The organism is Streptomyces sp. JN8 (genome assembly GCF_055808075.1).
Genome location: NZ_CM147852.1, coordinates 7,603,689 through 7,623,331, shown reverse-complemented (window position 1 = coordinate 7,623,331; position 19,643 = coordinate 7,603,689). Strand labels below are relative to the sequence as shown.

General features: G+C 74.1%; 15 protein-coding genes. 6 read left to right on the top strand and 9 right to left on the bottom strand.

The features are described from left to right. Window positions 1-108: 108 nt before the first annotated feature. Together thpR and bla are read left to right on the top strand one after the other, a co-directional pair. Entirely contained in the window at window positions 109-729 is a 621-nt protein-coding gene (gene thpR / locus ACY0MR_RS33510; RefSeq protein WP_361857534.1) for an RNA 2',3'-cyclic phosphodiesterase, read from the top strand. A gap of 201 nt (window positions 730-930) precedes the next feature. Beyond that, window positions 931-1,854, top strand: coding sequence for a class A beta-lactamase (bla, locus tag ACY0MR_RS33505; protein WP_473557204.1), 924 nt, complete (start codon window positions 931-933; stop codon window positions 1,852-1,854). Window positions 1,855-2,220: 366 nt separating this feature from the next. Here the strand turns inward: bla and ACY0MR_RS33500 are convergent. After that, a protein-coding gene (locus ACY0MR_RS33500; RefSeq protein ID WP_473561965.1) for an IS5 family transposase occupies window positions 2,221-3,020 on the bottom strand; the annotation gives its coding sequence in 2 pieces (ribosomal slippage) (window positions 2,221-2,675 and window positions 2,675-3,020; 801 coding nt in all). Window positions 3,021-3,059: 39 nt separating this feature from the next. Further along, complete coding sequence (locus ACY0MR_RS33495) at window positions 3,060-3,314, bottom strand: DUF6332 family protein (RefSeq protein ID WP_473557202.1); 255 nt, start codon at window positions 3,312-3,314, stop codon at window positions 3,060-3,062. Window positions 3,315-3,683: 369 nt separating this feature from the next. Between ACY0MR_RS33495 and ACY0MR_RS33490 the strand changes: the two genes are divergently transcribed. Further along, window positions 3,684-5,642, top strand: a complete 1,959-nt coding sequence (locus tag ACY0MR_RS33490; RefSeq protein WP_473561963.1) for an NAD-binding protein — start codon at window positions 3,684-3,686, stop codon at window positions 5,640-5,642. A gap of 202 nt (window positions 5,643-5,844) precedes the next feature. Continuing rightward, a complete protein-coding gene (locus ACY0MR_RS33485) occupies window positions 5,845-7,161 on the top strand; it encodes a phytase (RefSeq protein WP_392044394.1) in 1,317 nt (438 codons plus the stop codon). A 61-nt stretch (window positions 7,162-7,222) separates the two neighbouring features. Here ACY0MR_RS33485 and ACY0MR_RS33480 read toward each other — a convergent pair whose 3' ends face one another. Genes ACY0MR_RS33480 through ACY0MR_RS33460 form a run of 5 tightly spaced genes read right to left on the bottom strand, consistent with a single transcriptional unit; the run spans window position 7,223 to window position 14,543 of the window. Then, window positions 7,223-10,138 carry a DUF5682 family protein gene (locus ACY0MR_RS33480; protein ID WP_473557198.1) on the bottom strand — a complete coding sequence of 972 codons (2,916 nt, stop codon included), beginning with the start codon at window positions 10,136-10,138 and terminating at the stop codon, window positions 7,223-7,225. Next, window positions 10,135-11,256 carry an ATP-binding protein gene (locus ACY0MR_RS33475; RefSeq protein WP_361860261.1) on the bottom strand — a complete coding sequence of 374 codons (1,122 nt, stop codon included), beginning with the start codon at window positions 11,254-11,256 and terminating at the stop codon, window positions 10,135-10,137. Before ACY0MR_RS33475 ends, ACY0MR_RS33480 begins: the two co-directional genes overlap by 4 nt. A 22-nt stretch (window positions 11,257-11,278) precedes the next feature. After that, window positions 11,279-12,649 carry a VWA domain-containing protein gene (locus ACY0MR_RS33470; protein ID WP_404085000.1) on the bottom strand — a complete coding sequence of 457 codons (1,371 nt, stop codon included), beginning with the start codon at window positions 12,647-12,649 and terminating at the stop codon, window positions 11,279-11,281. Continuing rightward, entirely contained in the window at window positions 12,646-14,070 is a 1,425-nt protein-coding gene (locus ACY0MR_RS33465; protein ID WP_388797377.1) for a hypothetical protein, read from the bottom strand. The genes ACY0MR_RS33470 and ACY0MR_RS33465 overlap by 4 nt, the downstream gene beginning before the upstream one ends. Continuing rightward, the gene (locus ACY0MR_RS33460; protein ID WP_473557194.1) at window positions 14,040-14,543 is read right to left on the bottom strand and encodes a hypothetical protein; all 504 of its coding nucleotides are present in this window, start codon (window positions 14,541-14,543) and stop codon (window positions 14,040-14,042) included. The genes ACY0MR_RS33465 and ACY0MR_RS33460 overlap by 31 nt, the downstream gene beginning before the upstream one ends. 329 nt (window positions 14,544-14,872) lie before the next feature. On the opposite strand from ACY0MR_RS33460, the gene ACY0MR_RS33455 reads away from it, so the two are divergent. Both ACY0MR_RS33455 and ACY0MR_RS33450 read left to right on the top strand, forming a co-directional pair. Further along, window positions 14,873-15,559 carry a hypothetical protein gene (locus tag ACY0MR_RS33455; protein ID WP_473557193.1) on the top strand — a complete coding sequence of 229 codons (687 nt, stop codon included), beginning with the start codon at window positions 14,873-14,875 and terminating at the stop codon, window positions 15,557-15,559. Between the two features lie 125 nt (window positions 15,560-15,684). Next, window positions 15,685-16,347: a DsbA family protein gene (locus ACY0MR_RS33450; RefSeq protein WP_473557191.1), complete on the top strand. Its 663-nt coding sequence runs from the start codon at window positions 15,685-15,687 to the stop codon at window positions 16,345-16,347. Window positions 16,348-16,411: 64 nt separating this feature from the next. Here the strand turns inward: ACY0MR_RS33450 and ACY0MR_RS33445 are convergent, their stop codons facing one another. Both ACY0MR_RS33445 and ACY0MR_RS33440 read right to left on the bottom strand, forming a co-directional pair. Next, on the bottom strand, window positions 16,412-16,846 hold the full coding sequence (locus ACY0MR_RS33445; protein WP_473557188.1) for a DUF7144 family membrane protein: 435 nt from the start codon (window positions 16,844-16,846) through the stop codon (window positions 16,412-16,414). Between the two features lie 147 nt (window positions 16,847-16,993). Further along, window positions 16,994-19,483 (bottom strand): RICIN domain-containing protein, encoded by a 2,490-nt coding sequence (locus ACY0MR_RS33440; RefSeq protein ID WP_473557186.1) that lies wholly within the window; start codon window positions 19,481-19,483, stop codon window positions 16,994-16,996. Window positions 19,484-19,643: the final 160 nt, after the last annotated feature.

The window sequence follows — 19,643 nt, the reverse complement described above, 5'->3', positions numbered from 1 at the left end:
GCGGGTCCGGCCCGGTCGGCGCGTACGCTCACGTCAGGAACGACCGCCCCCGCCGGGCCCGGAAGGGGCCGGGCGAGGACGACGGGCGGCGTGAGCGGGGAACGGGACATGGCCGAGGTGCGGAGAAGGCCGGGCACGGCGCCCGGTGCGGGCGGGCCGGACCGGGCGGCGACGGTGCGCGTCTTCGTCGCCCTCGCACCGCCCGACGAGGCCAAGGACGAGCTGGAGCGGGTGCTCGGCCCGGCGTACGAGACCCACCCGCGGATGCGGTGGAACCGCGTCGAGGACTGGCACATCACCCTGGCCTTCCTCGGGGAGCTGCCGGTCGCCGCCGTGCCGCCGCTGCGGGCGCCGCTCGCGGACCTCGCCGCGTCGCGCGGACCGGTGGAGCTGTCCCTGCGGGGCGGCGGGCACTTCGACGAGCGGGTGCTGTGGAGCGGGATCGACGGCGACCTGGACGCGCTCCACCGGCTGGCCGCCGACGTCCGCGGTGTGGTCACCGCGTGCGGCATCCCCTTCGAGGACCGGCCGCTCCGCCCCCATCTGACGCTGGCCCGCGCCCGCCGCGACGACCCGTCGAGCGCGGCGGTCCTGGCCGCCGGGCTGACCGGCTTCGCCGGGCGCAGCTGGCCCGCGGAGCGGCTCCACCTGGTCGGCAGCGACTTCGGGCGGGGTCCGGGGCCGATCCGGTACCGCGACATCGAGTCCTGGGCGTTCCGCACCGACTGACGCACACCCGGGGTCCATCTGACTGCGATCCGCCGCGGACGTGCCGCAGACCTGATCCACCGTCCCCCGCCGTCCCCCGGTGGAAGGAGCGCGGGCTTCCCGAGGCGGCCGCGATCACCAGCGGGTGCGGCCGGTCGAAACCGGCCGGGGGTGCCTGCGCGTGTCTCCCTGTGCAGTGATCGCTCGGGAAAGGGAAACACCTTGTCCATCACCCGATTCCATCCGTCCCGTCGCGGCGTCCTCGGCCTCGGGGCCGGCGCCGCCCTCTCCGTCGCGTTACCGCTCGGCGGGACGGCGTCCGCCTCGTCGCCCGGCGCCGAGAGCCTCCTCGCGCGCCTCCGCGAGCTGGAGGAACGGCACGCCGCACGGCTCGGGGTCTACGCCCACGACGTGCGGACCGGCCGCTCCGTCGCGTACCGCGCCGACGAGCGCTTCCCCATGTGCTCGGTCTTCAAGACCTTCGCCGTCGCCGCCGTCCTGCGCGACCTCGACCGGGACGGCTCCTTCCTCGCCCGGCGCATCCGCTACACGGCGGACCAGGTCGAACGCTCCGGCTGGTCCCCCGTGACGGAACGCGCCGAGAACATCGCCCACGGCCTGACCGTCTCCGAGCTCTGCGACGCCACGCTGCGCTTCAGCGACAACACCGCGGCGAACCTGCTCCTCCGCGAGCTGGGCGGCCCGACCTCCGTCACGCGCTTCGCCCGCTCGATCGGGGACCCCACGACCCGCCTGGACCGCTGGGAGCCCGAGCTGAACTCGGCCGAGCCCTGGCGCGAGACCGACACCACGACCCCCCGGGCCGTCGGCCGGAGCTACGGGCGCCTGATCCTCGGCACCGCGCTCCCCCGGCACGACCGGGAACGGCTCACCGCGTGGATGCTGGCGAACACGACCAGCACCGAGCGGTTCCGCAAGGGACTGCCCGCCGACTGGATCCTCGCCGACAAGACCGGCGGCGGCCGCTACGGGGGGAACAACGACGCGGGCGTCGCCTGGAAGCCGGACGGCGGGCCGGTCGTGCTCACCGTGCTGTCCACGCGGTTCACGGAGGACGCGGCACCCGTCGACGCCCTCGTGGCCGACGCGGCGGCACTGGTCGCGGCGGAACTGGGCCGTCCCTGACCCGGCTCGGAGAACCCTCGAATAAATCGCTTGAGCGCCGCCGCGGCCTTTCCTAGGCTGTGGTCACACGCTGAAAGGAGGTGATCCGAGAACATGGTTTCTTTTCGGATTCGTGAGGTGACTGCGGGCTAACGGCCTGCCGTCGCACTCTGTGCACCTCGGCAGGTCGTCTGCCGAAAACCACGCAGTCACCCGACCCGTGGGCCGCCGGTTATCCGGCCGGCTCCCGTCCGAACTCGAGCGGACGGGACCAGGCCCACGGGTCGTCCGTGTTCCTGGCCGCTTGCGGCCCGTTCACCTCCGGTGTTCCCGGGGATCCCTTAGCGATCTCCGGTCCGTTTCCCTCGGGATCCCTTAGACGTCATCTCATTTGGTGAGTCTGCGGTAGCAGATGAGGGTGCAGGCAAGACTGGTGAAGGCGAGGAAGTGGTCAGCTTTGCGTTCGTAGCGTCGGTGGAGGCGGCGGCAGCCGGCGAGCCAGGCCATGGTGCGCTCGATGGTCCACCGATGCCGTCCGAGCCGCTGAGAGGACTCGATGCCTTTGCGGGCGATGCGGTGGCGGATGCCTCGGCCGGAGAGCCATTGCCGCAGGTGGCGGTAGTCGTAGCCCTTGTCGGCGTGGAGCTTGCCGGGCTTGCGTCTGCGTCGGCCGCGGCGGGAGCGGATCGGGGGTATGCCCTTCACCAGCGGGATCAGGGCTTGGCTGTCGTGCAGGTTCGCGCCCGAGATTCCGACGGAGATGGGCAGACCGGTCCGCTCGGTGATCAGGTGGATCTTCGAGCCGTACTTGCCCCGGTCGACAGGATTCGGACCTGTCAGATCCCCCTTTTCATCGCCCGCATGTTCACCGAGTCGATCGCGCAGCGGGACCAGTCCAGCTCGCCGCGGGCACCGAGCTCGTCGAGCATCACGCGGTGGAGCTTGGCCCACACCCGGGCCTTCGACCACTCACTGAACCGTCGGTGGGCCGTCGCCCCTGACAAACCGAAGGATGCTGTCGGCAGCTGCTGCCACGTGCAGCCCGACGTGGCCACGAACACGATCGCCGCCAGCACCTCCCGGTCGCCGTGCCGACGTCGCCCACCACCCTGAGGCCGGACAGGAGCATCGGGCACCACCCGCTGGAACAACGCCCACAACTCGTCAGGCACCAACCGTTCGACAATCCCCACGTCGGCAGGCTAGCGACCGAAGGAGACCCGCACTCAGCGCCCCTTACGGCGCTGCGCGTCAAAGCGGAGCAGTACCCGCACCAAACGCCACACTCCGGCCGACGCTCCAAGCAGGGCACCCCCTGTCAGCGTGGCCTTTCCCCCTCCACTAGAGACCCCGAGAGCCAGGGCAGGAAGCAGGGCTACGGCAAAGACCGCCGCAGCCAGCGCGACGGCAGTCACCAAAGCGAAAACGATCTCCACCGTCATGGCGTCCTTCTCCCACCGAGACTCACGTCCCATGTCCATCCCGCAAGTCTCGCATCACGGTCAAGCTCGCCGAAAGGCATCGCCGAGACGTGCCAACCAATTGAGATGGCTTCTTAGCGATCTTTGGTCCGTTTCCCTCGGGTGTTCCCCGGGATCCCTTAGCGATCCGGGGGGGGATTCTGGGAGATGGGTGGTGGCACCCATGGTGGGGTGGGGCGGGGGCTGGGAGGGTGGGGGGCGGTTCCGCCCGCGCGGGCCGGAACCAGCAGGGGGACGCGGACCGGGACCGGGACCGGTTCGGCACGGGGACGAGAGGCGCTCATGACCGCCGTACCACGTCAGGTCGTGCGCCGGGAGACCGGCACGGGCACGCCGCCCGACGGGCCCCTTCCCCCGAGGAACGGGCACATGGTCGTCTGCGGGGACGACGCGCTCGCCCACCGCATCGCCGCCGAGCTGGCCGACGTGTACCGGCAGGACGTCGTCCTCCTCGTGCCCGCCGGCAGCGGCCCGGACACGGACGGGCCGCGCGTACGCGTCCGCGCGAGCGACCGCACGCCGCCCGACGAGACGGCCCTCTCCGAAGCCGGCGTACGCCGGGCCCAGGCACTGGCCCTGCTCTACGAGGACGACGAGGTGAACATGCGGGCCGCGTTCCTGGCCCGCCGGCTCAACCCGCACATCCGCCTCGTCCTCCGGATGTACAACCGCAACCTCGGCCGGCGGATGGCCGAACTCCTCGACCAGGCCCGCGGCCAGGCCGAGGAACAGGACACGGCCGACACCACGCACCGCGCAGGAGGCGGACGCGGGACCGGCGACGGCCACGACGCCACCACGATCGTCCTGTCCGACGCCGACACCGCCGCCCCCGCGCTCGCCGCGACGGCCGTCACCGGAACCCGCAAGATCGTCCAGGCCGACGGACTGCTGCTGCGCGCCGCCGAACGGGCCCCCGCGGAGCGGCGCACCGGCCGCCCCGGCGGGAACGAGGCGGCCCCCGGCCCCGTCACCCTCGCCCTGCTGTCCTCGACGACGCACGACCCCGCCGGCGCGGACGGCTCCGACCGCAGCGGCCGGCTCGCACCCCGGCTGCTGCCCGACGACGAGCAGGTCCGGGCCGCCGCCGGCCACGGCACGGTCGTCCTGGAGGCCGTCAGTCACGAACCGGCCCTCCCCCGACGCCGGGAGAGCCGAGGGGCCTCGCCCCGCGAACTCCTCTCCCCCCGCGTGCGCTGGGCGCTCGCCGGTGTCTGCTGCGCGGTCGCCGCGCTCGCCGTCACGTCCTGGGTGACCACCGGCGACCACCTGCTGCACGCCGCGTACCTCACGCTCCTCGACCTGTTCGCGATCGGCGACCCCGCCGTCGGCGAACGCACCGCCCGCCAGGTCCTCCAGATCCTCGCCGGCCTGCTCGGCCTCGTCCTGCTGCCGCTGCTGATCGCCGGATCCCTCGAAGCCCTCGGCGCCTACCGCAGCGCCGCCGCCCTCCGACGGCCGCCGCGGGGCCTGTCGGGACACGTCGTCCTCCTGGGCCTCGGACGCATCGGCACGCGCGTCCTCGTCCAGCTCCACGAGCTGGGCGTGCCCGTGGTGTGCGTCGAGGAGGACCCGGAGGCCCGGGGCATCGCGCACGCCCGCACCCTGCGCGTGCCCGTCGTCCTCGGCGACGTCACCCAGGAGGGAGTCCTGGAGGCGGCCAAGATCCACCGGGCCCGCGCGCTGCTCGCCCTCACCAGCGCCGACACCACCAACCTCGAAGCCGCCCTGTGCGCCCGCCCGCTCAACCCCGACCTCCTCGTGGCCCTCCGCCTGTACGACGACGACTTCGCGACGACCGTCTACCGCACGCTGCGCGCGGCCCACCCCGACGCGCTCACCCGCAGCCGCAGCGTGTCGACGCTCGCCGCACCCGCCTTCGCCACGGCGATGATGGGCCGTCAGATCCTCGGCGCGATCGCCGTCGAACGCCGGGTGCTGGTCTTCGCCGCCCTGGACATCGCCGACCAGCCCCGGCTGGCGGGCCGCACGGTGGCCGAGGCCTTCCGCCCCGGCGCCTGGCGGATCCTCGCGCTCGACACGAGCAGGCCGGACCCCGCGGAGGACGCGGACGGACGGAACGCGCCGGAGCTCGCCGGCGGTCCGCGCCGGTCCGCCGCCGAGCCCTCCGGGCTGCTCTGGGACCTCCACCCCGGTTACGTGCTCCACCCCGGGGACCGCGTCGTGGTCGCCGCCACCCGCGCCGGTCTCGCCGAACTGCTGGGCCGGGCTGCCGATCCGGCCCCGGGCCGCACGCCGCCCGCGGTCGCCCCTCCGCCCGGCGACCGAACGGGCCGACAGGGCCCGCCCCGAGCGGACGACACCTAGGGGGTGTCGTCGCACTCCCGTCGTCGCCCCGAGGGCAGACGGGAGTGCGAGGACAGGCCCCGGGACCGGGCCGCTGCCCGTGCCCGGTTCACCGCGCGTACACCTGGACTTCGCGGCTCCGGCCGGGCGGTGGCCGCCGGGCGGACACGGAAGGGCAGCACGCTCGCGCAGGTCGTACGAGCCCCCTCCAGAGGAGACCTGCGTGACTCGCCCCCGTACCGCCCGACCGCTCGTGCTCGCCGTCGCCACGGCGCTCGCCGCGGCCGCCCTCGCCGTGCCGGCCCGGGCCGACGCCCGCCACCACGGACCCGCCCGCTCCCTGCCGGTCGTGGTGCCGCGCGCGGAGACCCCGGTGCTGCACGACGACGAGGCGGGCGGCAACGCCGACGCCGACGACCCCGCCATCTGGCGCAACCCCGCGGCCCCCGCCCGCAGCCTCGTCGTCGCGACCGCCAAGGAGGGCGGGCTGCGCGTCTACGACCTCGACGCGCGACCGGTCCAGTCGATCGCGGCGCCGCCCGCGGCCGGCCCCGACGACGCCCCCGGCCGGTTCAACAACGTGGACCTCGTCCAGGGCCTCCGGCTCTCCTCGGGGCGCGCCGACCTCGCCGTCACCAGCGACCGCGGCCACGACCGGCTGCGGTTCTACCGCATCGACCGCGACCGCGCCGGCGGTCCGCTGACCGACGTCACCGATCCCGCCGCCCCGGCCGTCTTCTCGCGGGACCAGGCCGAGATCAACGACCAGCGCACCGCGTACGGCCTCGCGACCTGGACGGACCCGGCGTCCGGCACGGCCTACGCCCTGGTCAGCCGGCGCGAGCGGACCGCCGTCACCCTGCTCAGGCTCCTCCCGACCGCGGGCGGCAAGGTCTCCTACCGCACGATCCGCACCCTGGAGCTGCCCGCCTCGTTCCGGCTGCCGAACGGCACGTCGTGGACCCCGTGCGGCGAGCCCGGCGAACAGCCGCAGGTCGAGGGCATGGTCGTCGACCCCGCCGACGGGATCCTGTACGCGGGCCAGGAGGACGTCGGGATCTGGCGTCTCCGCGCCGACCTCACCGGCACCCCGAAGCTGGTCGACCGGGTCCGCGAGTACGGCGTCCCCGGCGTCTACGACGAGGAGACCGAGGAGTGCACGCCGGGCGCCGACCCCGGCTTCGGCGGCACCCGGATCTCCTCGGACGTCGAGGGGCTGACGCTCGTGACCGAGCGCGGCGGCGACGGCCACCTGCTGGCCTCCAGCCAGGGCGACGACACGTTCGCCGCCTACGACCGGGAGCTCGCCGACCGCAACGAGTACGAGGGCGGCTTCCGCGTCGGGCCCGCGAGCGGGGTCCTCGACGGGTCCGAGGAGTGCGACGGCGCCGCCGCCCTGAACGCCCCCCTCGGCCCGAAGTACCCGAACGGGCTGCTGGTCGTGCAGGACGGCCACGACACCCCCGGCGACGGCGACCGCCCCGCGACCGGCTTCAAGTTCGTCGACCTCGGGACGGTCCTGGACGCTCTCGACCGCTGACCCGAGGCCCGCCTCCCGCCCGACCGCACCGGCCGGCGGCCGGGCGGCGGGCGGTGCGCCGTCACGGCGTCGCGAGGAGCGCGGCGACCGCGTGCGCCGTGGCCGGGTGCCGGGCCGTGAGGGGCGGCGCGCCCGCCGTCATGGCCCCCGCCGCCCAGGACCCGTCGCAGCCCAGGAGGTCCGCGACCGCGTCGCAGGCCGCGCGGTGGGCGAACAGGAGCGCCGCTCCCGCCGGGTCCTCGGACGGCCCGCCCGCCGGGCCCCACCCGTCCGTGACGCCCAGCAGGTCCGCGAGCGCGTCGCAGGTGTCGGGATGCCGCGGGAGCAACGCCGCGCCGCGGACCGTGGTGGCGCCCGGCGGCGCCGGGGCCGCCGGGTGCGCGAGCCACGGCGAGACCCAGGTGTCCAGGGCCGCGAGCCGGGCCGGGAAGATCCGGCCCGCCTCGCGGATCAGGAGCGGGGCCAGATCGGCGGCGTTCGACCTCAGCGTGGTGATGAGGGTGGGCAGCCACGGCAGCAGGACGGGGTCGGGGAGTCGTCCGAAGGCGTTGGACACGGCCTCCACGACGACGTCCGCGAGGCCCGGCACCGGTTCCAGCGCGTGCACGAAGCCACTGAGGTAGCGGGGGTACGAGGGGACCACCAGGGGGTTGCCGAGGAGCTCGTCGCAGCGGCCGCGGAGTTCGCCCCGGGACAGCGTCCCGAGCTGGACCTGCGCGGCCCACAGCAGGGCGGTCTTCGCGGGGTCGCCCGGGTGCGACTGGGCGACAGCGAGCTCCAGCTGGGTGCGGTCGCACCCGAGCGACAGCGCCAGGCTCTCCATGCTGAACAGGAAGCCCAGCATCGCCGCCACCTGTCCCACGGTCGCGTCCTCGTCCCGGAAGGCCGTCGGCAGCAGCGTGCAGTAGTGCGCGTACCCGGCCCTGACGAAGGACTCGATCCACGGCGGGAGGACCGGCTCGCTGGTCCGGTAGTAGGCCAGCAGGCCGCGCACCCGGCGCAGCACCTCCGGCGCTCCGTCCACGGTGCGCTCGCCGGCGAGGACCTCCAGGGCTCGGCCGCCCAGCTCGTCGGCGAGGCGCCGGCCGCCGAGGTGGAGCGTGGCGTCCTCGACGGCCGCGAGGACCTCGGCGGTGGTGGCCCGCGGCCCGTAGGCGGTGCGGCGCAGCCGCTGCTCCAGGACCTGCTCCAGGCTCACTCCCTCGTAGCCCAGTTCGATGAGGGCGCGCTGGTGGGTGCCGAGCGACAGGTCCCAGGACTCCTGGATCGAGCGCTCGCCGAGGCGCCGCTCCCCCATGACCGTGCGGGCAGCGCCCGGCGGCAGCAGGCGGCGGAGCATCCACAGGACGTCGGAGCAGGCGCGCAGTTCGGGCCGGGACGCCATGTCGAGCAGTGCCCGCCGCACCCCGCGCTGCTGGAGGTTCAGTTCCAGGGGCGCGAGCCGGTCGTGCACGTCGCGGGCGAGCGGCGGCAGCGCCTCGTAGCCGACCTGGCCGATCCGGTCGCCGCCCATCATGATCTCGACGAGCCGCCGGACGTCCCGGCGGCCGGGGACGGTGTCCTTCTCGATGCAGGTGACCGCCGCGTCCTGGAAGTCGTACGGGGTCGGCTTGGCCCGGTCCCGCATTCCGGCGAGCAGGATGGAGGTCTCGAAGACGGCGATGGCGTCGGCGGTGGAGGCCTGGTAGCCGCTGCGGCGGGCGGCGCGCACGATGTCCACCGACCAGCCGAGGAGTTCGGCCTCGTCGAGGCCGTGGAGGACGGGCGGCTGCCGGAGGAACCCGGTGAGCCGGTCCTCCGCCGGTACGGGGGCGGGCGCGGGCGCGGGGGGCTTCGCCGCCGTCTTCCGGGCGGCCGTCTTCCGCGCGCCGGCCTGGCCCTCCAGGCGGTACGGGCGCACCCGGGTGCGCTTGAGGTTCTTCGCCCACTCGGTCGCGGCGATCGACACCGAGCCGGACGCGAGGCCGAACTGGGCCTCGATCGCCGCGTGGCTGGAGGGGATCAGCCCGTACTGCCAGGTGGTGGCGGTCCGCGGGGAGACGGTGAAGTCGCCGGTGCCGCCGATGCCGAACTCCGTCACGCGGCTGGCCGCGTGGAAGGCCCCGCACACGTAGAGGCAGTCGGCGGGGTCGGTGCCGGTCGCGGCGAGGTGCTCGCGCATCCGGGTCCACATGTGACGCTCGCGGTCCTCGTCGACCCGCACCCGGTCGTCCCGGCCGGGGGCGAGCCGCCGGAACAGGCTGCCGATCAGGAACATGACCTGGCGGTAGGTGTCGTGGTCGCTGTCGCCGAGCGGCACCTCGACGTACTGGTGCCACCACTCCGACCAGTGCCGCACCCTGCCGTGCCGCAGGAGGTGCTCCTCCAGTTCGGCGAAGCGCGGCCGGAGGTCGCCGATCTCGACGCCGACGGCCTCCCCGTGGAGGGCCGCCTCGGGCTCCGCCCCGGCCTCGGCAGCGGGGGTCCCGTCGTCGGCGGGCCGCCGGGTGTCCCACTGGAAGACGTGGTCGGACGAGCGGTCGACGAGGACGAGCTCCACGCCGGGGGTGTCGAGCGCGTAGGCGATGGCCTGGTACTCGGCGGAGGCCTCGGTGATCGGGGCGACGACCGAGAGCGGGGCCCAGTCGGGCGGGAAGCCGTCGATCTCGCTCGCGAAGGCCTGCACGGCCACCGGCAGCCGGCAGTTGCGGAGTTCGGTGAGGAGCGGCGCCATGTCCTCGCACAGCTCCAGGTACACGACCTTGGGCTGCTTCTCGCGGAGCCGGCTCGCCATGGCGAGGGCGGAGGCGGGCGAGTGGTGGCAGACCGGGAAGATCTCCAGCGGTTCGGCGGCCGCCCGGTCGACGTCGTCGACCATCCCGAGCAGGATCTCCTCCAGCGCGTCCCGGCCGCCGGCGAACTCGGCCGCCGCGTCGTGGAGCTGTCCGCGCAGGGCGGCGAAGGAGGGGCTCGCGGGCCTCTCGGACGTGTCGCTCATGCCAGCTTCGCGATCGCCTCGCGGCCGCCTTCGAGGAACTCGGGCCAGGAGCCGCCCTGCTCCTTGCCCCGGGGCTCGACGACGCCGTGCAGGTACTTGTTGAGGATGGCCAGGTCCTCGGGCTCGCGGCGGGCGAGGGTGCCCACCAGGGAGGACGCGAGGGCGCGGGCCGTCAGCGTGCGCTCGCCGAAGAAGTCGCTGTGCAGGACCGCGTCCTCCAGGACGCCGATCTGCTCGGCCGTCGACAGGGCGGACTCCAGCTTCTCGTCGTCGCTGCCGGCCGCGGCGGCGGAGGCGCGCAGGTCGGCGAAGCTCTGGAGGAGGACGTCGAGGAGGGTGGGCGGCACGTCCAGCTCGATCGCGTGCCGGCGCAGCAGTTCCTCGGTGCGGAAGCGGACGATCTCCGCCTCGCTCTTCTTGTTCGTGACGACCGGGATGCGGACGAAGTTGAACCGGCGCTTGAGCGCGGAGGAGAGGTCGTTGACGCCGCGGTCGCGGCTGTTGGCGGTGGCGATGATCGAGAACCCGGGCTGGGCGAAGACGATGTTCTCGCCGCCCGCGCTGTCGAGTTCCGGCACCGAGATGTACTTCTCGGAGAGGATCGAGATGAGGGCGTCCTGGACGTCGCTGGTGGAGCGGGTGAGCTCCTCGAAGCGGCCGATGGTGCCGGTCTCCATCGCGGTCATGATCGGCGAGGGGATCATCGACGCGCGGGACTGGCCCTTGGCGATGACCATGGACACGTTCCAGGAGTACTTGATGTGGTCCTCGGTGGTGCCCGCGGTGCCCTGGACGACCTGGGTGGAGTTGCGGCTGATCGCGGCGGAGAGGAGCTCGGCGAGCCAGCTCTTGCCGGTGCCGGGGTCGCCGATGAGGAGCAGGCCGCGGTCGGAGGCGAGGGTGACGATGGAGCGTTCCACGAAGCTGCGGTCGCCGAACCACTTCTGCGTCACCTCCCGGTCCAGGCCGTCGGCCCGCTCGGAGCCGAGGATGAAGAGGCGGACCATCTTCGGGGAGAGGCGCCAGGAGAACGGCTTGGGGCTGTCGTCGACGGACTCGAGCCAGTCGAGTTCCTCGGCGTACTTGATCTCGGCGGGGGCGCGGAGCAGGTCGGACATGTGAGGGCCTTTCTGGGCAGGCTCAGGTGAGGAAGGTCTTGAGTTCGTGCACGAGCTTGTCGATGTGGCCGGAGACGACCGGGGTGCCGAGGGCCTTGAACCGCTCCCGGAACCAGGGGTTGACCTCCTGCCGGCCCGAGCTGGTGACCGAGCCGACGGGGATGAACCGCACTCCGGACCGGTGGACCGCCTCGATGCCCTCGAACAGCGGCTGCGAGCGGTCGAACTCGTAGAAGTCGGAGATCCACACCATGACGGTGTTCTTCGGCTCGGCGATCTTCGGGCGGGCCATGGCCATCGCGACGGGGCCGTCGTTGCCGCCGCCGAGGTTGGTGCGCAGGAGGACGTCGAACGGGTCGTGCACCCAGGGGGTGAGGTCGATCGCGCGGGTGTCGTACGCGATGAGGTGGACGTCCACCTTCGGCAGCCCGGCGAAGATCGAGGCGAGGATGGTGCAGTTGACCATGGAGTCGACCATCGAGCCGGACTGGTCCACGACGACGACGAGGCGCTGCGGGGTGGTCCGCCGGACGGTGTGCCGGTAGTAGAGCCGGTCGACGTAGAGCCGTTCCTCCTCCGGGCTCCAGTTGGTGAGGTTCTTCCAGATGGTGCGGTCGAGGTCGAGGTTGCGGAAGACCCGCTTGGGCGGGACGGAGCGGTCCAGTTCGCCCGCGGTGGCCTTCTCGACCTGGGTGCGCAGGACCTGGGCGACCTCCTCGACGTAGCGCCGGATGAGGGCCTTGGCGTTGGCGAGGGCGACGCCGGAGAGGTTCCCCTTGTCCCGGAGGAGCTGCTCGATCAGCGACATGCTGGGGGTGAGCCGGGCGGCGAGCGCGGGATCGGCCAGCACCTCGCGCAGGTGCATCCGGCGGACGAGGTCGGCCTCGACGTCGCCGAGTTCGAGCCCGGCTCCGGGGCCGTCGGCGTCCGCCCCGGGGCCGCCGCGCAGCCCGCCGGGCGGGCGGCCGAGCGACCGCTCCAGCCAGCCGGCGTCCGACTGCCAGCGAGCCAGCTGCCCGGCGGAGACCGTTCCCGATCCGGTGGAGAAGACGTTGAGCAGGAGCTTCGACGCGAGCGCGGCGCGCCGGACCTCGGCGGCCCGGTCGCGGGCGCCGTCGGACTCCGTCTCCGGCGTCATCAGCCCGTCGAACTCGTCGGCCAGTTCGGGGTGGCGCTGGACGACGGAGTCGACGGACGCGCCCGGGTCGAGCAGTGCGGACGGCAGGCCGATGTCCTCGACGACGGCGAGGCTCGCCGACTCCAGGGCGGCCTGCTCCTCGGGGTCGAAGAGACGGGCGAGCAGGCGCCAGTACAGGACCTGGCGGCGGTTGTCGTCGGGGTCGGGCGCGGAGGGCCGGACCGGCGGGAGGTCGGGGGACGCGGGGTCGGTCATGCGCGCAGCAGCTTTCCGGCTCGTTCGCGCAGGACGGCGACGGAGTCCGTCGCCGCCTTCTCCGCGCGGGCGCCGGTCTTGTCGGCGGTGCCTCCGGCCCACGCGCCCGCGTGGACGGCGACCGTCTTCTTCCGGACGGTCGTCTCGACGGCCAGCGGCTGGAGGACGAACTCCCCGGCGTCCCAGCGGAGCAGCCCCAGGCACGCTCCGGACGCGGCGACCGCTTCCGGGGTGAGGGGACCCGCGGTGGGGATGCGGTCGGTGTCGACGGGCAGCCGGTGGCCGGCGAGGGCGAGGACCGGGCGGCCTTCGCCGTCCTCCTCCGCCGTGTAGCCCTCCAGGAGGACGGGGACCGCGATCCGCGCCGGGTGGCGGTCGAGCGGGGCGGTCACCGGGTCGGTGGCGGTGGCCAGCGCGACGCGGGCGGTGCCGAAGGGGTCGGCGGGCTCTCCCGTACGGGCCCGCTCGTCGTCCCAGACGAGGTCGCCCTCGTCCGTGAGGGGCATGCCGTCGAGTGCGACGGCGCGGCCCTCCCCCACGGCGGCGAGCAGGGACATGTGCGGCCGGAGCAGCTGCCACAGGCCCGCGCCCACCACGGTGTCGGGCTTGGGCGCGGACACCGCCGCGCGGACGAGGCGCGGCGGTGTGCCGTCGGCGGGTTCGAACACCGCGTGGACCTGGGCCTGTACCGCGGTCGCGTGCTCCTGGAGGTCGATGCCGAGGGGCAGCAGGCGGCCGGTCGCGGGGGCCGCGGCCGGGGTCCCGACGGCACCCGGGAGGGTCAGGAGGAGGGCGCGGGTCCACAGGTCGGCCCAGCGGCGCACCGGCACCCGGTCCAGGGTGGCCCCGGGGCAGGAGGCGGCGAGTTCGGCGGCGAAGCCGTCGAGGAGGGTGGCCTGCCGGCGGAGCCGAAGGTCCGGCAGCATCGCGGAGACGACGGGCGCGGCGCCGGCGACCAGTTCGTGGTCGATGCCCTGCCAGCCGGCGCGGGCGAGGTCGCACAGCCAGGCGCGGGCGGCGGCGAGGACGTTGGCCCCGGGCTCCTCCGACGGGGCCCGCGGGCCGGTCGGTTCGGCGGGGTGCCGGCCGGTGATGTCCGCGACGCGTTCGGTCAGGGCGTCGTGGACGGAGCCCATGAGGGCGGTGCGGGCGGCGGCGAGCGCCACGAGGTGGTCCTCGCCCGCGGCTCCGGCGGCGGCCTTGTCGGCCGCTTCGGCGACCGCGGCGGCCAGCGGGGTGCCGCCGACGGCGGCGGCGAGCGCGGCCAGGCCCGCGGCCTGGTCGGGCTGCGGCCGGAGGAGTCCGGAGACGAGTGCCCGGTCGAAGGAGTCGACGGCGGACAGCGCCTCGTCGAGCCCGTCGACGGGGTCGGTGAACAGGTCCGTGCGCATCAGGCGACCGTCCTCGTCGGCGGGAACCACTGCATCTCGGGCAGCGGTCCGGTGGACGGCTCCAGCTCCAGGTAGGCCAGGTGCCGCAGGAAGCGGCTGAACACCGGGGCGGCCGCGGCGGTGTCGCCCTGCGCGGGCCGCGTCGCGGTCATCAGCGCGACGAGGTGGTGGGCGTCGGCGCCGGTGTCGCCCGGGTCTGCCTTCAGGTACCGGGCGACGCGGTCGGCCCCGTACTGCAGGACGGCTTCGGCGACGAGGGCCCGGATGTGGTTGCAGAAGCCTCCCCGGGCGCCGCCGCAGGGACGGTTGTTGTTCGTGCTGCAGGCGAACGTGTACGTCCCGGTCGCGATCGAGGACACGTACACGCGTCCCGCGTCGGACCCGCTGGACACGACGCCCTGCAGGCGTCCGTCGGCCAGTTCTACGAACGGCACCTTGGCGAGTTTCCTCGGTCGCGCGGGCGGTACCACCCGCGCCGTACTCGACTGCTCCCAGACCGGCAACGTACCTCTCCCATGCACGTCGAAGGGGATGTTCGCACCGCTGCGGCGGAACAGGAACGAACCTAACCCCGCCCACTGACAACGCCCGCGGACGCCCGGCGTCCGCGCTCCGCGTGGCCGGAAGGCCGGTGCGCCGCCGGGCCGTTCGGCGGGGGGACGGGGGCTCCGGGAAGCGGGTGTGAGCGGTGTGTGTGGGAGGCGGGCGGGCCCTTCGGTGCGGCGGGATACCCTGCCTGGGTACCGAGTACCGAGTACCGAAGTACCGACCGAAGACCGGGTGCCGCGGGGGGCGTCCGGGATCCGCTCATCGGCCTGGAAGCACGGACACCATGGAACGCGCGCGCGGCACCGCCCTCGCATCGGCCCTCCCCGGGGCGATGCGCGGCGTGTGGACGGCGGTCGCCGCCGCCGTGTGCGTGCTCCTCCCGGCCGGCGGCCATCTGCTGATCCAGGGGCACCTGCCGCGGTGGGCGGTCCTCTGCGTGCTGCTGCTCTGCGGTGCGGGGGCGGCGGCGCTCGTCGGGCCGCGCCGCAGGGTCTCCGACGCCCGGCTGCTCGCGGCGCTCGCGGGTGCGCAGGCGGTGTACCAGGCCGCCTACGCGGTGCCGGGCGCGTGCGCCGCCGTGGGTGTCCCCGACGGTCTGCCGGCCGCGCTCGGCCATGCCACCGCCGCCGGGGTGCCTCCCGAGGCCTTCGCCGTGGGGCACGCGGTCACGCTCGTCCTGACGGTCCGGCGGCTCGGGGTGGTCGAGCGGTTCCGGTGGCAGACACCGCCGGCGCTCCACGCGCTGGTGGCGGTGGTGCGTCTCGTCCGGCCGTGCTGCGGTGTGCCCGCCGCGCGGCCCGTGCCCGCCCGCCGCGGCGCCGAGGACGAGGCTCCGCCGCTCACGCCGCTCGCCGTCCGGACGCAGGCCGGACGCGCGCCGCCGCAGGCCCGGCCCGGCCCGACCGGCCGCGCCTCCCGCCGCGTCCCGGCCGCGTCCCGCCGGCTGTCTCCGTACGCCCTCGCGGCGTAGGCACGGAGGCTGCCGCGGGCCCGGCGTTCCCGACCCGCCCCACTCGGGCGGGCCGAGGGCCCCGCGCGCCTTCTCGTGGCGTCGCTCCCTTCCGGGGCCTTCGACCACTCCCCTTCCGAGGACTCATGACCACGCTCAAGAAGAACCTGCTCGCCGCCGCGGTCCTCGTGGCGGCCCTCGCCGTGGCGTTCGGCTCGTTCCTGCTCTTCGCACCGAGGGGCTCCGCCCCCGTGGCGGCGGAGCCCGCCTCCGACGCCCGTCCCGTCCGGGACGACAGCCACCGCCTCACCGCGCCCCGGCGCGGCGAGCTGACCGTCGTCGAGTTCCTCGACTTCGAGTGCGAGGGCTGCGGTGCGGTCCACCCCACCGTCGAGAGGCTCAGGGCCGAGTACGGGGACCGGGTGACGTTCGTCGCCCGGTACTTCCCCATGCCGGGCCACCACAACAGCACGGCCGCCGCCCTCGCGGTCGAGGCGGCGGCCGGGCAGGGCCGGTTCGAGGCCATGTACGGCAAGCTGTTCGCCACGCAGAAGGAGTGGGGCGAGGCGAAGGAGTCCAAGGCCGGGCTCTTCCGCGCCTACGCCGCCGGCCTGGGACTCGACATGGCCCGGTACGACGCCGCGGTGAAGGCGCCGGCGACCCTGGAACGCGTGAGGGCGGACCAGCGGGACGGACTCGCGCTCGGCGTCCGGGGGACGCCGACCTTCTTCGTCGACGGGGTGCGGATCCAGACCCCGGGCACCTACGAGGACTTCAAGGCCCTCATCGAGTCCCGGCTGTCCCGGTGACCGCCGACGGCGTACGGCTCCGGGGCACCGTACGCCGTTCCCGGCGCGGTGCGCCGGCGGCCGGTCAGGCGGTGCCGTGCTTCCCGAAGCTCGTGTGGTCCGTGGCCAGCGCCCAGATCACGACGATGGAGAGGGCCATCGAGAACAGCGACCACCAGGGGTGGTACGGCAGGAAGAGGAACTGGGCGACGGTGTTCAGACCGGCGAGGGTGATGCCTCCCATCCGCCCCCATTCGGAGCCCATGAGGATGCCGGCGCCGGAGAGGCCGACGAGGACGCCCAGGACGACGTGGGTCCAGCCCCAGCCGGTCAGGCTGAACTCGAAGACGTAGTCGCCGACGGCGGCGTAGACGTCGTCCTTGGCGATCGCGACGATGCCCTGGAGGACGTCCAGGATGCCGATGACCGCGAGGAGGACACCCGCGAACAGGGTTCCCCCGGCGGTGCCCCGGACGCCTGCTTCGGCGCCGGGCGGGCGGGGTGCGGTGTTCTGGCTCATGGGGTCATCGTCCGGCCGCCGCCACGGAGGCGAGCACTCAACTACGCCGAACGGGTGAGCGGGCCGTCGGCGGCCGCCCGGCGCGGCGACGGCCCGCCGGGGCCCGGTGGTTCACGGGGCCCCGGCGGGCCGGGCACGGCGGTGGCGTCAGGTGATGGTCCACCACTGGAACGTCGAGCCCGTGTCGGGCTGCTGGGTGACCGCGGCGCCGTCGGCCGCCGAGGCGGTGGTCAGGAGCAGCCCGCTCGCCGCGGAGGCGACGGTGTGGGTGCCCGTCGGCCGGCGGACGACGTTCCAGCGCTGGTTGGCCCCGTTGGTGCAGGTCCACTGGATGACGCGGGCGCCCGCTCCGGTGGAGCCGCCCTCGACGTCGGCGCAGAGCCCGGACTCGACGTTCCTCAGTTCGTACGTGCCGTCCGGCTGCCGGGTGAACCTCCACTGCTGGTTGGCGCCGCCGGTCGGCGCCCAGGTGATGAGCCGGGTGCCCGCGGTCGTGCTGTGGTCGGGGTTGTCGAGCGCCTTGCCCGCGGCGGTGAGGGTGCGGACTCCGTCGAGGGCGGCCGTCACCGACCAGGTGAACGTGGCCGTGCCGGAGGCGGTGCCGGAGGACGCGGTGACGGTGACCGTGGACGTGCCCGCCGTCGTGGGGGTTCCGGTGATCAGTCCGCCGGTGCTGATGCCGAGCCCGGCGGGCAGCCCCGACGCGGTGAAGGCCAGGGGCTTCGCGGCGGAGTCGACGGCCGTCATCTGGAGGGAGACGGCCTTGTTCACGGTGGTCGCCCGGTCGCCCGGATGAGTCACCGTCACCGTCTCGGGTGCCTGGCCGGTGGGGGTCAGGGTGAGGGTCTGCTCCCCGGCCGTGCGGGTGCCGCCGACCGCGTTCCCCGTGCTGTTGCTCCAGGTGCGGGTGGGCGTGGTCTCGGCGGACCGGGCGGAGTCGGCGGAGAGGCCGACGACGAGTCCGCTGTACCGGTTGACGATCCTGTACGCGCCGGTGGGGGTGCCGTCGGCCGGCGAGGTCCCCCGCAGGACGAACCACTGCTGGCCGACGGTGGGGCCGCCGGCCGGTGCGGCGGTGACGGTGGGCCTGGTGCCCCAGGCCCGGGTGGCGGTGGAGGCGGTGCTCACGCCGAGCAGCCGGCCGGACGAGGCGTTGGAGATGCGGTGGGAGCCGTCGCCGTTCGGGGTGAAGATCCAGGATTCGAGGGCGGATCCCGTGGCGGCGGCGAGCGAGGTCGTGGCGCCGCCCGAGGCCTCGGCGAGGACGCGGCCGCCGGCGCTGGTGATGCGGTAGGCCCTGGTCGCGTCGACGGGGGCGGCGGGCTCGGTGGTGCCGATCGTCAGGTTGACGTACTCGGCGGAGGCGCCGTCGGAGCAGCCGAAGGAGCAGTACGAGCGGAAGTCCTTGCCGACGATGCCGGAGCCGGTCCTGTTCCCGCCGTCGAGGAACCAGCGGTACCAGGACGCGTTCCTGTAGCCGCCGGTGTCACCGAGGCGGAACCACTTCTGGGTGGCGAGGTTGTCGGTGGCGTAGATCTCCTGGGAGGCGTTCCCGCTCTGGTCGACCGCCTGGGGCTGGCCGATGTACAGGCCGAGGTGGGCGTTGTACGTGATGTCCATGACGAACAGCGGGGACGTCGGGGGCGTCAGGCCGGCGGCCACCTGCTGGGCGACGGTGCCGGTGTTGGCCGGGTCGTACTCCTTCGACGGCGGGGTGTACCCCGTGGTGCTGCCGGCGCCGACCGGGACCATGGTGCTCTCCCGGCCTCCGACGCCGGGCTCGGACCAGGCGCCGTCGTACCACTTCCGCCAGGATCCGGGGGCCATCTTCGACGCGATCGGAGCGCGGGCGACGTGCCCGTAGAACGCGGCCCAGCCGCCGCCCTTGTTCACGATCCGGGAGCCGTAGAAGGCGTAGAAGTAGCCGGACGCCGTGTCGACGAACAGGCGCTGGTCACCGGTGCCGTAGTGGTACGTCTGCCGCGGGAAGGCCGCGGTGTCGCCGCGTGCGGTGCTGTGCTGCGAGGTGATGACGTGGTCCCTGATGCTCCACGTCCGTCCCTGGTCCCTGGAGACGGCGTAGTCGATGCCGTCGTAGTGGACGCCGTCGCCGAAGGGCTGCGGGGTGAACTCGTTGTGCACGAGCCCGTACCAGTCCCCGGTGTCCGGATCGACCCAGACCCCGGCGAGGTCGCAGTAGTTGCGGTGCGCGTAGGAACCGGTGGAGGGCGCAGGGGTGGACTCCACTCCCGTGGGGCTGTTGTTGCAGCGCCAGGTGGTGTCGTCGTTGCGGTCGTCGGGGTTGGCCGGGTTCACCGTGTCGCTGAGGGCGGCGGACCGGGTGGCGGTGTCGAAGTTCGTTCCGGTGTAGAAGGTCCACTTCCGGGGGTCGTTCGCGCCGTAGAGCGCGTGCGCCTGCTGGAAGTAGAAGGTGCCGTCCTTGTCGATGTACGTGCCCGCGGGCGTGTCGTCGGGGTGGGTCCACGAGCCCTTGGCACCGACGGTGACGGTGTAGGTCGCGGCCGCGGGCGCCGCGGGGACCGCGGACGCGGGGGGTGTCGCCAGTGCGCTGCCGCCGGTGACGACCAGCGCGGCGGCGGCCAGGGTCCCGGCGAGTCTGCTGTGACGCATGGGCATGGTTCTCCCTGATCGGAGGAGCCCGGAGGGGGAGGGCTCCGTGACGGTCCGGTGTCCTCGGGGACGGCCGACGAACGGTCGGACGGAGGGGCGACCGGGCGGGAATGGGGGTGGAGGGGCGTACGTGCGCGGGGTGCGGCGCGGGGAGGGACGAGGAGGG

Excerpts from the sequence above, each read along its gene's own strand:
- ACY0MR_RS33495 (WP_473557202.1), bottom strand. The coding sequence starts at position 3,314 with ATGGACATGGGACGTGAGTCTCGGTGGGAGAAGGACGCCATGACGGTG.
- ACY0MR_RS33445 (WP_473557188.1), bottom strand. The coding sequence starts at position 16,846 with ATGAGCCAGAACACCGCACCCCGCCCGCCCGGCGCCGAAGCAGGCGTC.
- ACY0MR_RS33475 (WP_361860261.1), bottom strand. The coding sequence starts at position 11,256 with ATGTCCGACCTGCTCCGCGCCCCCGCCGAGATCAAGTACGCCGAGGAA.
- ACY0MR_RS33470 (WP_404085000.1), bottom strand. The coding sequence starts at position 12,649 with ATGACCGACCCCGCGTCCCCCGACCTCCCGCCGGTCCGGCCCTCCGCG.
- ACY0MR_RS33440 (WP_473557186.1), bottom strand. The coding sequence starts at position 19,483 with ATGCCCATGCGTCACAGCAGACTCGCCGGGACCCTGGCCGCCGCCGCG.
- ACY0MR_RS33490 (WP_473561963.1), top strand. The coding sequence starts at position 3,684 with ATGGTCGTCTGCGGGGACGACGCGCTCGCCCACCGCATCGCCGCCGAG.
- ACY0MR_RS33450 (WP_473557191.1), top strand. The coding sequence starts at position 15,685 with ATGACCACGCTCAAGAAGAACCTGCTCGCCGCCGCGGTCCTCGTGGCG.
- ACY0MR_RS33455 (WP_473557193.1), top strand. The coding sequence starts at position 14,873 with ATGGAACGCGCGCGCGGCACCGCCCTCGCATCGGCCCTCCCCGGGGCG.
- thpR (WP_361857534.1), top strand. The coding sequence starts at position 109 with ATGGCCGAGGTGCGGAGAAGGCCGGGCACGGCGCCCGGTGCGGGCGGG.
- ACY0MR_RS33480 (WP_473557198.1), bottom strand. The coding sequence starts at position 10,138 with ATGAGCGACACGTCCGAGAGGCCCGCGAGCCCCTCCTTCGCCGCCCTG.